The organism is Indolivaga capnocytophagoides DSM 22835, assembly GCF_000426485.1.
Lineage (GTDB): Bacteria > Bacteroidota > Bacteroidia > Bacteroidales > Dysgonomonadaceae > Dysgonomonas_A > Dysgonomonas_A capnocytophagoides.
Window position 1 is genome coordinate 85,319 of the sequence record NZ_AUFL01000009.1, and the last position, 17,472, is coordinate 102,790.

At 34.9% G+C, this 17,472-nt stretch carries 7 protein-coding genes and 1 pseudogene; 6 read left to right on the forward strand and 2 right to left on the reverse strand.

The genetic code is table 11. The features are described 5' to 3' along the window. Nucleotides 1-13 precede the first annotated feature (13 nt). From K322_RS0104575 to K322_RS18570, 6 genes and pseudogenes are all read left to right on the forward strand, one after another. On the forward strand, nt 14-1,942 hold the full coding sequence (locus tag K322_RS0104575; RefSeq protein WP_051290637.1) for a glycoside hydrolase family 127 protein: 1,929 nt from the start codon (nt 14-16) through the stop codon (nt 1,940-1,942). 59 nt (nt 1,943-2,001) lie between these two features. Then, nucleotides 2,002-3,405 carry a glycosyl hydrolase family 28 protein gene (locus K322_RS0104580; protein ID WP_026625821.1) on the forward strand — a complete coding sequence of 468 codons (1,404 nt, stop codon included), beginning with the start codon at nt 2,002-2,004 and terminating at the stop codon, nt 3,403-3,405. A 103-nt stretch (nt 3,406-3,508) separates the two neighbouring features. Further along, nucleotides 3,509-6,241 carry a heparinase II/III family protein gene (locus tag K322_RS0104585; RefSeq protein ID WP_026625822.1) on the forward strand — a complete coding sequence of 911 codons (2,733 nt, stop codon included), beginning with the start codon at nt 3,509-3,511 and terminating at the stop codon, nt 6,239-6,241. Nucleotides 6,242-6,257: 16 nt separating this feature from the next. Next, nucleotides 6,258-7,922, forward strand: a complete 1,665-nt coding sequence (locus tag K322_RS0104590) for a glycoside hydrolase family 43 protein (protein WP_026625823.1) — start codon at nt 6,258-6,260, stop codon at nt 7,920-7,922. Nucleotides 7,923-7,963: 41 nt separating this feature from the next. Continuing rightward, complete coding sequence (locus tag K322_RS0104595; protein ID WP_026625824.1) at nt 7,964-9,199, forward strand: glycoside hydrolase family 88 protein; 1,236 nt, start codon at nt 7,964-7,966, stop codon at nt 9,197-9,199. Nucleotides 9,200-9,217: 18 nt separating this feature from the next. Beyond that, a pseudogene (locus K322_RS18570) lies at nt 9,218-10,425 on the forward strand (hexokinase family protein). Between the two features lie 131 nt (nt 10,426-10,556). On the opposite strand, the gene K322_RS0104605 reads toward K322_RS18570, so the two are convergent. Further along, nucleotides 10,557-12,911, reverse strand: a complete 2,355-nt coding sequence (locus K322_RS0104605; RefSeq protein WP_026625825.1) for a DUF5686 family protein — start codon at nt 12,909-12,911, stop codon at nt 10,557-10,559. Nucleotides 12,912-13,298: 387 nt separating this feature from the next. After that, on the reverse strand, nt 13,299-17,381 hold the full coding sequence (locus K322_RS0104610; protein WP_035331335.1) for a hybrid sensor histidine kinase/response regulator transcription factor: 4,083 nt from the start codon (nt 17,379-17,381) through the stop codon (nt 13,299-13,301). Between the last annotated feature and the right edge of the window lie 91 nt (nt 17,382-17,472).

A 17,472-nucleotide genomic window follows, 5' to 3' on the forward strand; every position in this document is an offset into this window, starting at 1 on the left:
AACGAAAATTCTCATGAAAAAAATATATTTCATATTATTATCATTCTTAATATCTTATTCTCTAGTTGCTCAATCTATTTATCCGGGACAACATACCGGTAAGATAAAACAACCCCTGACAGGAGAAGTTAAAGCCTTTAGCTTTGATCTGAACGAGATCAGATTATTGGATTCTCCATTTAAAGAGAATATGGATCGGGAATCAAAATGGATACTTTCTATTGGTGTCGATCGTTTATTACATAGTTTCCGCAACACTTCCGGTACTTATGCCGGTCGTGAAGGCGGTTATATGACAGTTAATAAATTGGGAGGATGGGAATCACTTGACTGCGAACTTCGCGGACATACTACCGGCCACATTATGTCGGGACTTGCCTATCTGTATGCATCTACCGGTGATGTTAAATACAAAATAAAAGGAGACAGTATTGTCAAAGGCTTACAAGAAGTTCAAGCTACCATGCTGGATAGTGGGCAGAAAGGCTATATTAGTGCCTACTCCGAAAATCTTATCAACCGCAACATTGCCGGTAAAAGCGTATGGGCTCCGTGGTATACTCTGCATAAAATATATGCAGGTTTGATTGATCAATATCTTTACTGCAACAATCAAGAGGCATTGGATATTATGATTAAGGCTGCTGCATGGGCATATCAAAAGTTGATGCCTTTAACCGAAGAGCAGCGTAAACTTATGTTGCGTAACGAATTTGGTGGAACTAACGAGGCTTTTTATAATCTGTACTCGATAACGGGTAATCCCGAACATAAGAAATTGGCAGAATTCTTCTATCATGCAGATGTTCTCGATCCGTTGGCTCAACATCATGCAGACCTCAACCTCAAACATGCTAATACATTTATACCGAAGTTAATTGGAGAAGCACGTAATTACGAATTATTTTCGGATGAAAGATCAAAGGATGTTGCAACTTTCTTTTGGAATACTGTACATGACCATCAGACATTTTGTACAGGAGGGAACAGTCATAAAGAGAAATTTATTAAGGCTGATAGTATCTCGAAAAATCTAACAGGCTATACACAGGAGACTTGTAATACCAACAATATGTTGAAACTTACGCGTCATCTATTCTGTTGGGACACTAATCCTCGTTATGCCGATTTTTATGAAAGAGCTTTGTATAACCACATACTTGGTCAGCAAGACCCGGAATCAGGTATGGTTGCTTACTTTTTACCCTTACTGCCCGGAGCATATAAAGTATACAGCACTCCCGAAAATTCATTCTGGTGTTGTGTTGGTACAGGTTTCGAAAATCATGCAAAGTACGGAGAGGCCATTTATTATAATGATGGCAAAGGGATATATATAAACCTATTCATACCATCTGAACTCACATGGAAAGAGAAAGGTGTAAAAATTACTCAAGAAACTCAGTTTCCGAATGATGAAAATGTAAAACTCACTGTATCGACTGATAAAACTATAAAAATGCCACTTTATCTGCGCTATCCAGAATGGGCAAAGAATGTCGAAGTCAAAGTAAATGGCAAAACAGTAAGAGTACAACAAACCCCATCAAGCTATATAAAATTAGATCGTACATGGAAAGACGGAGATAAAATAGAAGTACGTTATCCTATGAACTTGCATCTTGCTGAAACTAATGACAATCCAAATCTGGCGGCAGTTATGTACGGCCCTCTGGTATTGGCGGGTGTAATGGGAACCGAAAATATGACAGCTCCGGCTCCATTTTCAGACCCTAGTCAGTACAATGACTATTATACTTACGACTACCATGTGCCTGCAAATCTGCAAACCTCATTAAGGCTTGATCGCAAGAATCTGAAAGATTATATTGAAAAACAAAAAGGATTAGTATTCAATGTAAAAAGTGATAATATCCGTCTTGAGCCGATCTATAAAATACATCGCCAGCGTTATGTCGTGTATTGGAATATAGTAGAGTAAAATAAAAAATTAGAACATGTAGGTTAACCACCAATATTTTAACTTATTGAAATAAAAGTATGAAAAAGACATCTTTGTTTGTAATGTTACTCCTGATTGTATTTATAAATAACAATGCTTTCACGCAGATTGTGACTCATTCTGTACCGAAAGAATTGTATTACAAGATGCATAATGACGATTATACCGTGCAGGTGCGAATGCAAGGAGACCGTGAATGGACTGATTTATATGAATACAATGTAAAAGTCGATATGGATACAAAATCCGATGCATCGATGGTTTATTTTGATTTCAAAGGTACTGTTGAGGTTAAAGTACAAAAAAACAACGGAGATATAGGCAGAGTTTCGATTCGTCCGCTATCAAAGCAAGTAGTGCAACATATTAATGATAATGTTATAATTTTCACACTTGACTCTCCAGAAAACCTATCTGTAGAATTTAACGGAGATCGTCTTCACAATCTGCATGTTTTCACAAATTCTATTGAAAAAGATAAACCTGAAAAAGAAGCAAAAGGTATTATGTATTTTGATGCAGGATTACATACTCCGACCGAGGAAAACAAAGGAGTTTTCAAAATACCGTCTAATACTGCAGTATATCTGGCAAGCGGAGCTGTGTTAAACGGTAAATTACTATGTGAGAATGTTGAGAATGTGAAAATATACGGACGAGGTATCATTTTGGAACCAACACAAGGTATTGCTATAAACTTTTCTAAAAACGTAGAAATACATGATATTATAGCCATCAACCCACGCCATTATTCAATTTCGGGTGGACAATCATCCGGAATAACAATCCGTAATTTCAGATCGTTCAGTAACCAAGGGTGGAGCGATGGTATAGATATGATGTGCTGTCGGGATGTACTCATCGATAATGTCTTTATGAGAAACAGTGATGACTGTATAGCTCTCTATAATCACAGATGGGAATTTTACGGAGGAAGCAACAATATAACGATACAGAATTCTACTCTTTGGGCAGATATTGCTCACCCTATAAATATAGGTGGACATGGCGACCCGAACAATGATCCTGGTGAGATTATGGAAAATATAACAATTCGAAATATCGATATTTTAGAGCATGATGAGGATGACCCTCCTTATCAGGGATGTATTTCTATCGATGCCGGCGACCGCAATCTTGTAAGAAATATCTTATGCGAAGATATTAGAGTGGAAAGTATACAGGAAGGAAGATTGCTTTATCTAAAAGTTCGTTTTAATGAAAAATATGATAAACAACCGGGTCGAGGTATAGAAAATATTAGGTTCCGTAATATATCGTACAATGGAACCAACGAAAGTTTATGTGTATTGGAGGGATTGAGTAAAAATCAGATAATAAAAGATGTGACTTTTGAGAATGTAACTATAAACGGGAAAAAGATTAATAATCTGGACTATTTCCGTCACAACGAGTTTATAAAAAATATTCACTTTAAGTAACAGAAAGTATTTAATGATATACTTTTAGGTTATAACCGGCTTTAGTAAGTATCATAACGAAAGCAATAAAAAGGTCTGAGACCTTAAGTAAAAATCAAGAAAAATGAAATATATAATTATAGCTGTATCCTTCTTATTTATCTACACTCATTTATCGGGACAGAATATTCCATTACCATCAGATTTACCTGAAGGACATCCAAGGTTGATGACTTTTGATAAATATAAACCAATTCTTCAAACTCAGATAAAAGAAGAAGTGTGGGCAAAAGAAATTATACAAGGAATAGAAAAGCGAGTAGACTTCTATGTTGATAAGACTCAATCACAACCAGATTGGATGTATTCCCGCTTGATGATGTATTGGAAAAGCAGGGCAACTCAAGTATATATCAATGGAGGAGTTTATTCGCATGCGGATGGAGAATCGCCTGTACCAACTGTTCGCTTCGGAAGCACACGCGGTGTTAGCAGTCCTTACAAAAGACCCCGAATAGAAGATATTATTCCTTATATGGATGATACAAAAGGGGTGTATTTTCACAATAGCTCTAAGACAGGTAATCCTTTAGAGTGGGTTGAACAGTCTAATGTTTCAGGTTCAAGTATCGAAAGTGTAAATGAAGAGATCATGCGTATAGGTAAAGATGCTGCATTTCTTTATTGGTTAACCGGGGATGAAAAATATGCCCGATTTTCATTCGGCTTATTCGAGACTTATATGATGGGGATGTACTATCGTAACGAACCTATCGATTTAGGTCACGGACATGCCCAGACTCTTGTCGGGCTATCTACATTTGAGGTAATACAGGAAAGAATACTCAATGAGTTAGCTTATCTATACGATTTTTTATACCCTTATATTGATACTAATCATAAGGATAAGGAAGATAAATATGCTGAAACATTTAAGAAATGGATAGATGTAAGTATTAAAAATGGAGTACCTCACAATAATTGGAACTTGCATAAATCTAAATTTGTATTAAAAGTTGCTATGGTTCTGGAAGATAATAAACACTACTCCGATAATAAAGGACGTGAATATTATATTGATTATATATTGAATAAATCGTCTGCCAGACAATGGTCACTAACAGATTTTTTGAAATATGGTTACGACACCAATACCGGGATTTGGAATGAATGTCCGGGATATGCACAAGGTGTAACTAAAGATCTTACAAATTTCATTCGCGATTACGATAATACATTTAATCAAAATTTGTTGCCCTATGCTCCTGTTATGAAAAAAGCTGTAGAGGCATTACCTCAATACCTTTTTCCCAATCGAAAAATAACGGCTTTCGGCGATACTGATTATGCAGATATCTATACCGAGGCTTTCAGCGATATGATTCGTATTGCTCAAAAATATAACAACAAAGATGAAGAACTAGAGTTTACCAAAATGTATAAGTTGTTTGGAATACAAGATGCCGATAATAGTGCTTCATTAAAACTTCCGACTGAAGTTTCATCATTTTTTGTAACAAAACCACTAGTCTTAGATCCGACAATAGAGAAAGGTCAGCTTAACGATTATATAACTCAGACATTTTATGCCCCGAACGTTAGTTGGTTTGTACAACGCAGTAAATATGACAGCAAAAAGAACGGGTTAATGATTTCTCAATATGCATCTTATGGAAATCATGCTCATAGTAATGGGCTGTCAATAGAGCTATACGGAAAAGGATATGTACTGGGTGCTGAATCGGGAAGAGGATCTTCTTATTTTGAGAAACCATATCTGGAATATTATTCCCAGTTTCCGGCACACAATACAGTGATGGTAGATGGAATTTCTAAATATCCGGAAATGTTAAGCAATCATCCTTTTGACCTATTAGCATCTTATCCTATATCTAATCAGAAAAACGGCTATTACAAGGATATCACTTATTCTGATGCGTATTTTCTGGAACCGGAAAGCCGCAGCGATCAGAATCGTTTGTTAAGCATCATTAGCACAGGAGAAACAACAGGATATTATATCGACATTTTCAGATCAAAAAAACAAAGGCAAGGAGATAAATTTCATGATTATTTCTATCATAATCTTGGACAAGAGTTATTTCTGCAAAATATAAAAGGCGACAGCCTTCATTTACAACCAAGTGATGAAATGGGTTTTGCAGGGGGGCATCTTTTTGCATTGGATTATATGTGGGATAAACGTTCTGCTAAGACAAGTAACGATTATCAGGCAATATGGAAAATGGCTATGCCTGACGGAGATAATATATACATGAATTTATGGATGAAAGGATATGATGGACGTGAGGTATTTTCGATTAAGGCTCCCTCATGCAAGGCTTTTAGAGGGAACCATGGTATTCCGTATGAAGTAGAAAAAGCTCCTTATCTGACTATTGCTGCCCGTCAACATGGCGAAGCTTGGAATCATCCTTTTGTGTCGGTATTTGAGCCAACAACAGAAAAAGAAGGTAAGTCAATCCAGTCGATAGAATCATTTGAAGTGAAAAATGTTTCTCCTGATTTTGTGGGATTAATAGTAACAAGTAAATCGGACAGAACTGATTATATTTTCTCTTCAGTCAAAAATGAGAAAGTATTATTTAAGCATATGGAAGTAAACGCAACTTACGCTGTTATAAGTGAAAGTGGTAATAATTTCACTTTATTTTTAGGTAATGGTACCCTCATTAAAAGAAAAGATATTTTGATAAAAACAGAAGATAAAGCGAATGTCATTTTAGAATATAAAGACGGTAAATATTATTTCACTAGCGACAAACCTTCTGTAATAAGTTTCAAGGGAAAAGAAATCAGAAAAGATAAAATGGACTTTCAACAAATAAAACTATAAAAAATAAATCAGCCATATGACTAAAATTTTTATAACTATAGGATTATTTATTTGTTTAAATAGCGTTTCTCAATCTTATAAATCAGAAGTTTGGGTGTCTGATCAGGGTAATGGAACATATAAAAATCCAGTATTATACTCTGACTATTCCGATCCAGATATTATTCGTGTTGGCGATGACTATTACATGACTGCATCCAGTTTTAGTTGTGTACCGGGCCTACCTATTCTGCATTCGAAGGATTTGATAAACTGGTCGATCATTAACTATGCTTTAAGCGATTTAAAACTGGAAGGAGTCGAACCTACCTTTTTCGATAAAGCTCAACACGGTAAAGGAGTTTGGGCTCCGTGCATACGGTATCACAATGGAGAATATATGATTTATTGGGGAGATCCCGATTTTGGTATCTATGTTGTAAAAACCAAAGATATTTTGGGTAAATGGGATAAGCCGATATTAGTACTTTCTGGCAAAGGACGCATTGATCCGAGTCCTCTGTTTGACGAAGATGGAAAAGTATATCTTACACATGCTTGGGCTGGAAGTCGTGCCCAGCTTAATAGTATAATGACCCTGTGCGAACTTGATAAAACCGGAACAAGAGTGATTAGCGAAGAATCTTTGATCTATAACGGATTGGAAGATGGGAATCATACTACTGAAGGAGGAAAGTTTTATAAAAAAGACGGATATTATTATTTACTGGCTCCTGCCGGAGGTGTGGAAACAGGATGGCAAATCGCCTTAAGATCGAAAAATATTTATGGTCCTTATGAAATGAAGAAAGTCCTAGCTCAGGGTAATACATCGATAAATGGTCCTCATCAGGGAGGTTTGGTTGAAACCCAGACCAGAGAATGGTGGTTTCTTCATTTTCAGGATAAAGGTGCATATGGGCGCATAACCCATCTCCAACCTGTAACATGGAAAGACGGTTGGCCTGTTATGGGAATCAATGATAAAGATTATTGCGGAGAACCCGTGCAGACTTACAATAAACCAAATATCGGGAAAATTTCTCCTATATCAACACCTCAGGAAAGTGATGAATTCAATTCTTCAAAACTAGGCTTACAATGGTCATGGCATGCTAATCCACAACAGACATGGGGATATGGATCAGCTAATGGATATGTCCGTCTTTATGGTCAATACTATCCGGATAATTTTTCGAATTTTTGGGATATTCCAAACCTGTTGATGCAGAAACTTCCTGCTCCAGAATTTACTGCGACGATGAAAGCTACTGTTGTACTTCAGAATACAGGAGATAAAGCAGGATTGATTCTTATGGGTTGGGATTACTCATACATAGCATTAATAAAAACAGATACAGGCTACGATTTAGAACAAATCATCTGTAAGGATGCTGAAGATAAACATCCGGAAGAAGAGATTCAACGTGTGAACTTGAGTGCAGCGAAACCACGCATCAGCTACAATTATAAGACTCGGCTTGAATATCTTGATTTCTACTATCGCTTGTCAATGAAGGATGGTGGCACTTGTATTTTTTCTTATAGCCTAGATGGTAAAAAATTCCAAGAGATAGGGAAACTATTCCATGCTCGACAAGGTAAGTGGATAGGTGCAAAGATGGGAATGTTTATCTTGAACAAAGAAAACAGATATCTAAAGTCTTGGATGGACGTTGACTGGTTTAGAGTAACTAAATAAAGACGAATAAAAAAGGAAAAATAACTAAATAATAAAAGATTATGAGATTAACTAATTTACTGACGGTTGTACCGTTAGTTGTATTTCTTTTGTCTTGTTCGATAGAAAAAAACAACACGAAACCAGATATTGAAAAAGATCTAAACTATTGCAGCAATCAGATTACTAAAACTTTAGCCGAAATATCGGGTAAAGATATGATGCCTCGGAATATTATGGATAGTTTGAACAATTGGAAGCTGGTTCCTGTAGATATTTCCGAATGGACAGTCGGATTCTGGCCGGGCATATTATGGTATAATTACGAAAATACTCAAAATAAAAAAGATGCAGATATTGCTGTCTATTATACAGAATTATTAAATCCATTAACTAAACTTCCAGCCTACGATCACGATTTAGGTTTTCAGATATTTTGCAGTTACGGAAACGCATATCGATTGACGGGAGATAATAAATATAAACAAATAATTATCAATGCAGCCGATACTTTAGCAACATTATTTAATCCTAAGGTTGGAACAATTCTTTCATGGCCTCGCGAAGTTGAAAATGGCAGGTTTGCCCCGTTCAATACAATTATGGATAATATGATTAATCTGGAAATGTTATATTGGGCTGCTAGGAATGGAGGAGATAAACACTTGGCTGAAATAGCGACCAAACATGCCGAAACTACCATGAAATATCAATTTAGGGAAGATGGAGGATGTTATCATGTCGTATTATACGACCCTGAAACAGGTGATTTTATCAAAGGTGTTACTCATCAGGGTTATGCTGACAACAGTCTTTGGGCTCGAGGTCAGGCATGGGCTATTTATGCATACACATTTGTTTATCGCGAAACGAAAGATGAAAAATTTTTACGTTTTGCGGAGAAAGTCTCTGATCTGTATTTATCAAGACTACCTAAAGATGAATACGTTCCTTATTGGGACTTTGATGATCCTGCTATACCCAATTCGCCGAAAGACGCATCTGCGGCAGCTGTTGTAGCATCCGCTTTATTAGAATTATCGCAACTTGAAGATAATCCAACAAAAGCAGCTGAGTATAAACAAGCATCAATAAATATGCTTATCGAATTGTCATCAGACAGGTATCAAAGTCGAGAATTGAAACCTTCTTTTTTACTACATTCCACAGGTCATTTACCAAACGGATCAGAAATTGACGCATCAATAAATTATGCCGATTATTATTATATTGAAGCTCTGATTAGATACAAAAAGATGCTACAAGGATTGAAGGTTACAGACAATTTTAAATATTAAAAAAGCAGGGAATAAGTAATGAAAGATAATATTTTCGAATTAAGTCTGAATGAATTAATGGATATAGCTTTATCATTCCAGAGTAAGATTAAGAAAGGGCTCGAGGAAGAGAATACACAGGTTCAATGTATTCCTATTTATATTAACCCGAATGTAAATATACAAAATGACAAGGCTTTAGTTCTGGATCTTGGAGGAACAAACTACCGGGCTGCAGTAGTAGAGTTTATTAATGGAAGACCTGTTATACATCCAATAAATGGTTATAAGAAAGACTTGTCAGTGATGAAAACTTCGGGTTACACACGAGATCAGCTGTTTAAAGAAATTTCTGATTTTATAAGTCAGCTCGATCTTGAGGAGGAAATGCCTATTGGCTATTGTTTTTCATATCCTGCTCAATCATTATCCAACGGTGATGCCTCACTTATACGATGGACTAAAGGTGTTGATATTCGCGAAATGATAGGGGAAAACGTCGGAAAACCATTATTAGACTATTTAAGAAATAACAATATCGGGCAGTTTTCGGGTATTAAAATCATAAACGACACAGTAGCCAGTTTATTTGCCGGACTTTCGAGATCAGGATACGATGCTCAAATAGGTCTAATCGTTGGCACGGGTACAAATATGGCAACATTTGTAGAAACAAATAAAGTAAAGAAATTAGATAAAAACTTTATCTCGGGAAATACATCCCAGTGAATTTGGAATCAGGAAACTTCACACCACCTCATTTAACCATGATCGATGATATTGTAGATGTTAAGTCTGATATATTAGGAGCTCAAATATTCGAAAAAGCAGTTTCGGGGATGTATCTAGGTGAAATAGTAAAGGCTGTATTTCCAGATACTGAGTTTGAAAATAAATTTGATGCACAAAAATTAACACAAATTATAAGCTATCCAGATATTCATAAGGTTGAATATGTAAAGGTCGCTACTAATATCTATATTCGGTCTGCCTATTTAGTTGCAGCTTCACTAGCCGGACTAATTAAGGAACTAAAAGAACAGTCTCCGTCAATAAAAAAGATTTGTATAACAGCTGAGGGAAGCTTATTTTGGAGCGAAAACAGAAAAGGCGAAAATTATAAAGAGATAGTATCAAAAGAATTATATCTTTTATTGGACTCATTGGGCTATACTGATTTAACAATTGAAATCAATAGGATTGAGAATGCAAATTTAATTGGAGCAGCTTATGCTGCTTTTGGTTAAAATATTAATTATATAATGCTTAATTTTCATCATCAATGGGCTTTGGCTATTTTCTTCTCTTTTCGCTTAAACTGCCTTATATAATATGTTCCAGTCAAGAAACGAACTACCCGGAATATAATTTAGGCTCATCAAAACTTAGGCAGTTCAGCTTTAAAAGCTTGTAAGTTATAAGAAAACCTCAAAGCCACTTTTTCAAAATTATTATGATCATTAACAGAACAGAAGATTCCGAAATTTATATGATGGGTGAAGTTCACAGAATAACCAAATTCAATATGATGCTTAATCTGTGGAGTATATAGAGATTTAAAATGTACACTTTCGGTGAATGGAAATGCCTGAAAGAACGGTATTTTTTTAATCAGCAAATATTTATTCGTATAATTTATTTTAAAATCAAGCCAAAAATCATCTGTTGAAGCCTTGTAACTATCCAACAGCATATATGATGCAAAAGGAGAGCCTGCACTTACATACGAATCTGAGGCATTAAAATGGTTATAGTCTGCAAAATGGGCATTATTGCTCCCTAAAAATGTTCCGGCTTCAAAAAAATACTGGTATGCGCTGAATATATCTAAAGTTTTTTGCCTATTGACAAATGCTTTTATTTTTCGATATCTTGAATTATCTCTTTGCCAGCGGCCAAAGGCTTCTTCGTATTCTGCCCGAAAAGTAGTTTTATTATCGGGCAAATATTCCAATCCCAGCCAATATGCTGTCTTATCAAAAACGGCATCACTGTACATATTAGGCTTTATATCTTCTTTATTGCCTAAAAGAGAAAAGTCTGTACTATTTTCCAAACCGTTCCTTTTTTGTAAAGTAAAGCCAGTTATTAGCTTTATGGTGTTATTAAAAAAGACATCATTATTTATTTTCACGAAGTTATTTTCATAGAAAAAACTATTGTTTTTTCCCCATAAGATTGACGATAATGTGTTACCGGTTCTGTTTCCCAAGGGATTAAAGTCCGCAGATTCGGTACCGACCGATAAAATAATTTGTCCTCTGCTATAATTGCGAATAAGATCCACCCCTCCATTAAACCGATGTCTACCGGTTAAATAATATACATAAGGATTTACCTCATAACTTCTATCCTCCCCTGTATTTAGTTTATAGTAGATATGCTGCCCTATTACGAATCCATCAACAAAGTTATACTCGGGAAGCGATAAAGATAATCCACTAAATGTTAATATTCCATTGCCCGAATTTGTACTAATCTGTTTTTTAGAAAATATTTGTTTCAATGACGATTTGTTTTTTCCCGCATTCTTTGTTTCTGAAGCAATCGAATCCTGAATAGACAAAGTATAATTGTCACTCTTGACCAGCGGAAAATGACGCCTATTAGCCCAAAAAGCAGAATCTTTTCGAAACCCCGGACTAATATATGTATCAATTGCATTAAAAGGCTTGTATTGAACAACGGGAGACTCTTTATCCAATAGTGTTATCTGAATATATCTGTTCGTAGAATAAAGATTAAAATCTAGATTAATACCTTCTACTTTAACCTTGTTTTTGACCATTACAGTACCGGGAAGATAAATATTCTTATCATTCACTTTCATCCAAGATACACGAATCCCATAAAACAGATTACTTATATCTATCTGTTCTATTATCCAATCATGTTCATTGATATACACATACCCATTAAAAAGAGCAGCATCGTCATATTTCGAACTAACTCGGATTTTACTTATAAGATCTCCTTTATCATTAACTGTTGAACCCTCATAATAATAACGGTAGAATTTTAAAGTATTGACCGTAAACGGAGTAATAAACAACTGATCCTTTGATAAAAACAAAGCCCCTCTCATCTCATCCAGGACTTTCACAAATACCTCCGGATTTGGTATATTTCCATTGATATCATCAACCTTCCTTGTAAATTGATCAGGATATGTATATTCTGTACTATCGATATATTCAGTAAATACATTAGAGCATGTAGCCAAAAAAGAAAAAGGAGTATACCTAATTGCTTTTCGAAGTATTGGATATACTTTTTGAGTATTGGCAGTCCCTTTCGAATATATTTCGGCTTTTACATTCTTCAATACATTTCTGTTATATATCTCCTGTTGAACAATTTGAGCTATCTTATTTAAGCCCGATTGATCATTCTTTTTATCTTTCACATTTTGAGGAATACTGAATATCGCTTTATCCATTATTATATCAGCCACATAAGCAGTATCTTCTTTAACCTCAAGATGAATATTTTTAGTTCTATAACCGGGATACAGAAAATCTATATCATGTATGCCGGATGATATATTAAGCTCATAATATCCATCAGTATTGCTGAAAGCCCCTACCTTCAATGTAGATATATGAATGCTAGCAACTATAGGATTACCTTCCGTATCGGTTATTTTTCCTTTGATAACCGATGCTTCTGCGTTATTTCCTATAAACAAAACCAAAAGAATAAATAGAGATTTTAATACACTATGTATATTCATCTACAAAAAGTCTTTAAATAACCTATAACTCCACATAAAATCAAGAAAACCCAGAGCAGAGTTAATCCGGCATCCGGTTTGTAATGGAAATACACTTCCTCATTTTTTGTAATACGAATACAAATATTTTAATATTAAGCCTAAAACGAAACAGAAATGTACTTAAATTAATGCAGACAAAAAGAAAACACTCATTCAGATGTATTACACTCAATATTCAGATTCTGAACTGAGAGTATTCAGATTCTCACCGAGTGAATATAGGAATAAGCTAAAAGTACAGAAAATATCAACTATCACGTATGAGATATCGTACTAGAAAGTATATTGAAATAGACTACAGGTTAAGTAAACAACGATTTGTCCTCTCTATGTATTCAATATCTATTACTTTATATCTGTATTCTGTTCTCTGTAATCTTTCGGTGTACATCCGTATTTCTGGGCAAAAAGCCGGAAAAATGTAGCTCTATTGGAAAATCCCGACTTGTAAATAATCTCATCTATGGTCATTTGACTATTCAATAAAAGCTTTTTGGCAATATGCATCCGGCTCTCTTTGATCATTTCCGAAGGACTTTCGCTTCCTATCTCGTTCAACTTTCGATACATATGCCTCGGACTCATATTGAGTTCACGGGCAATAAATTGAGTCGATAATTTGGGGTCATTTATATTTTTATTGATAATATCGAATATATCGGTTATGAATTTAATATGTTCTTTGTGAGTCAGCTTCCCCTGCTGGAGAACAAATGCACTTATTGGCGAATCCAAATAATTTTTCAGATTCTCTTTTCCGGATAAAAGCGTTCTGACTGAGGCTTTCAGATAATCCGGATCAAAAGGTTTGCCTATATACATCTGTGCTCCTGTTGCCAGACCTTCTATTTGCTCTTCAGTAGAATGTTTTGCTGAAATCAGAATCAGAGGGATATGTGCGGTTTTCTTATCACTTTTAAAACCTTTAGCCAAAGTGATTCCATCTATTTCGGGCATCATCACATCACAGATAATAATATCGGGTTGAATTTCGAGCAGAACATCCGTAATAGTCATTGGATTATTTACCGGAATTACATTATATTCCTCTTTGAAAATTTCGCAGATAAACCACAGTATTTCAATATCGTCTTCGATGATAAGCAATGAACGCTTAGCCTGATCAAAAGTATATTTAGGCAATTCTATTATTGTCTCATGATCAGATAGAGGCTTTATTTCGGGTAATGATTGCTTTATTTTCAGACTTTCGTCTATTTCGGTTATATCTAATGGTGGAAGACAAACAACAAATGTTGTTTTTTCATCCATAACACTCTCAACCTCTATTGTTCCATTTAGTAACTTCACCATATTATAGGATATAGCCAATCCTAATCCATTACGCGAACTGCCTTTCGTTTTATTTTGATTCTCGAAATCATCTAATATCATATATCTATCGAAAATCTTGATCAGATTTTCTTCTTCTATCCCTTTACCCGTATTAGTTATAATAAGATACAAGTCTCCATTTTCTTCATAGACCTCTACATCTACGCATCCATGATCATAGGTATATTTAAAGGCATTGGATATGAGATTTGAAACTATCGTATATAAAAAATTCCGATCTGACTTCCATTGCAAATGACTCTGAATATCTTTCTTGAGTTTTATATTCCGTGAATTAGCCAGATCTCCGAAAGAATCACTGATATCGGAAATAAGAACAGCTACATCTATTTCCTGTACAATGGGTAATTGATTACCGGTCTCCAGCCTTCGGAAATCTATTAAATTTTGAATAAGATCATTCATCCGCTCGGCATTACGCTGTATCAGCAATGTATTTTTTCGTATATAGTTATCAGCTCCCGAGTATGTCAATATATGACTGCACGGACCATGTATAAGAGTTAAAGGAGTACAGAATTCATGTGCAATATTTGTAAAAAAACGAAGTTTCGATTCGTGTACTTCTTCTATATGTTGCTGTTGCAGCTTCCGCATTGCATTCTTTTTTTTCCTGTAATTACGTACATATATAGTTCTGATTGCAAAACCAACACATATCTGAATTAGTATAATGTATATAAGGTATGCCCACCACGACATATACCAAGGCGGAGAGATAAGTATAGTAAGAGAGTATTCCTGACTTTCGACACCTGTCAGTTTGTTTTTATATTTGGCATGAAGGACATATTCTCCCGGAGGAATACTAGTAAAGAATACGGTATTGGACGAACCATTATCTATCCATTGTTTACTGAGACCTTCGAGCTGATAATAATAATTGTAATCATTTCCATTGATATAATCGAGAGCAGTGAACGACAACGAAAAGAAATTTTGTTTATATGTAAGCTTTAGTATTTCCTGATTTTCATTTGTTACTACATAATCATGGAGATTCTCTTTATTTCCGAAAATAAATAAATCACCGAAGTATATAGGCGGCGAAAATTCTTGCTGAGGCAGACCTGTTTCAGAAATTACAATAAAACCATTAATACCGCCAAAATACATATTATTTGTTTTGCTGTCTTTGAATGCAGCACCATCACTAAATTCTGTTATTTGGAGTCCATTATGCTGATTATAAGTTTGGAAAGTATTCAACATTGTATTGAATTTTACTATCCCCCGGTTAGTACTAAGCCAAAGATTATCATCAGCATCTGACAAAATTGTATGAACAGTATTATTGGGCAGTCCATCACGTTGATTTAGTAGTTGGGATATGCCGTCGGGACTTTGCTTAACTAGCCCAAAACTCGTTCCGAACCAGATATTATTATGGGAATCCCGCTGTATTGCATATATATCATTTACAGTCTGATTAGTACACAGATTATCGAAATTAACATTATGAAGTTTATTCTCATCCGGTGTAACAAAATAAGCCCCATATCCTCTGTTTCCAAACCATATTTTAGAATTGTCCGGATCTTTATATATCGAGAAAAAATAATTATAAAAATCACTGCCATCATAAATAGTCAACCTCTCAGCCTTTGTTACTAAGGGTATGTTATTATTCCATTTCAGATGAGCTTTAATAATACCCGTTCCCACGGTAGAGATCCAGAGAGTAGAATCGTTCAGTTCACATATTCCATGTATATATTTTACAGGCTGTCCTCCTGCCTGGAAATGCAGAGTATTGACCTTCTTTTCAGAAAATGAATAATAATTCAGCCCCAGTTCAGCACCTATCCACAAAAGATTATGCCTGCTCTTCTCAAAGCTGTAAATTGAATTGTCTGTTAAGCTGCTGTTCTCTGCATTAATATATTCGATATTTTCTTTCGAGAAATTTTTATCTATAGAGAAATTATTAATAAGAGCGATCCCATCACCTTTAGTCCCTACCCAGAGGCCATTATTCTGATCCATAAAGAGAGCTCTCACGGGTTTATCTATTTTGAATCCAAAATTGAGAAAAGTATATGAACGCATCGTGTATATATCATTGGAGTACATATAAACACCATGTCCATCCGTTCCGATCCATATGAGATCCTGATACCTGTCTTTTGCCAAGCAAAATACACCGGACTTAATCCCGGCATCTTCTACCTGATAATTATCAACTTTGTAACTTGTGTTTTTTAATTGCAGAAGGCCATTTGTTTTAAATCCGATAAAATAATCGTCATGATATTTTATGATAGAAGATATAAGCCCTTTATTATTTATTTCCTTACCTAAATTGTATATATAATACTTTTTCTTAGTTATAAAATTATACTCATATAAAGTATTCGTATCGTCTATGAAATAAATTATGTCAGGGTTATTTTTCTCATGAAAACAATAAATTAGTTTGGCCGGGTGGCTAAAAGCGTTTTTTTTAGACAATGTAACATTTCCGTCAGCTAATCGGTTAATCGCAAAACAAAGATTCCGTCCATCATTTGTAAAAATGTTAATTTGGTCTTCTGATGTTATTGTAAAGCTTATTATATCACGGTATGAAATATTCGGAATATCTATTTTTTTGAATAAACCGTCTGTTTTATTATAATAGAATATACTTTTGTCCTGATTGATTATAAATATTGTATTCTTATTATCCTTTTCAATAAAATAAAGCCCCTTGAATTGATTGAAAACCGAAAGTTTCCACTTTTTCTTATCAAGCCTGTTCAGTCCATAGTTTGTATGTATCCAAAGCACATTATCTTCGGCTTCCAGAATCCCCTCTATCAGATTTCCTGATAAATTGCGGTTATCTTCGGTCGGTTTATATACCTGGACATTGAGTCCATTAAATAAATTTAACCCATCACAAGTACCAAACCAAACATATCCTTCGCTGTCTTGAAGAATAGAAAGGATGGCACTATTGGATAATCCATCCTGATTTGTTATTTGACGAATATTAGTTGCATCAGATACAAATGAATAGAGAAAAAGAAAAAGGCATCCTATAATACCTGATATTCTAACACCTGAACTGCTAGTATTAAATTCCCGCATGACAGTATTTATTTGCGACAAATATAAGAATTAAACGCCTCACACCCTGATTAAACCGCATTAAAACAAGACTACAAGAAGTATTTATTTG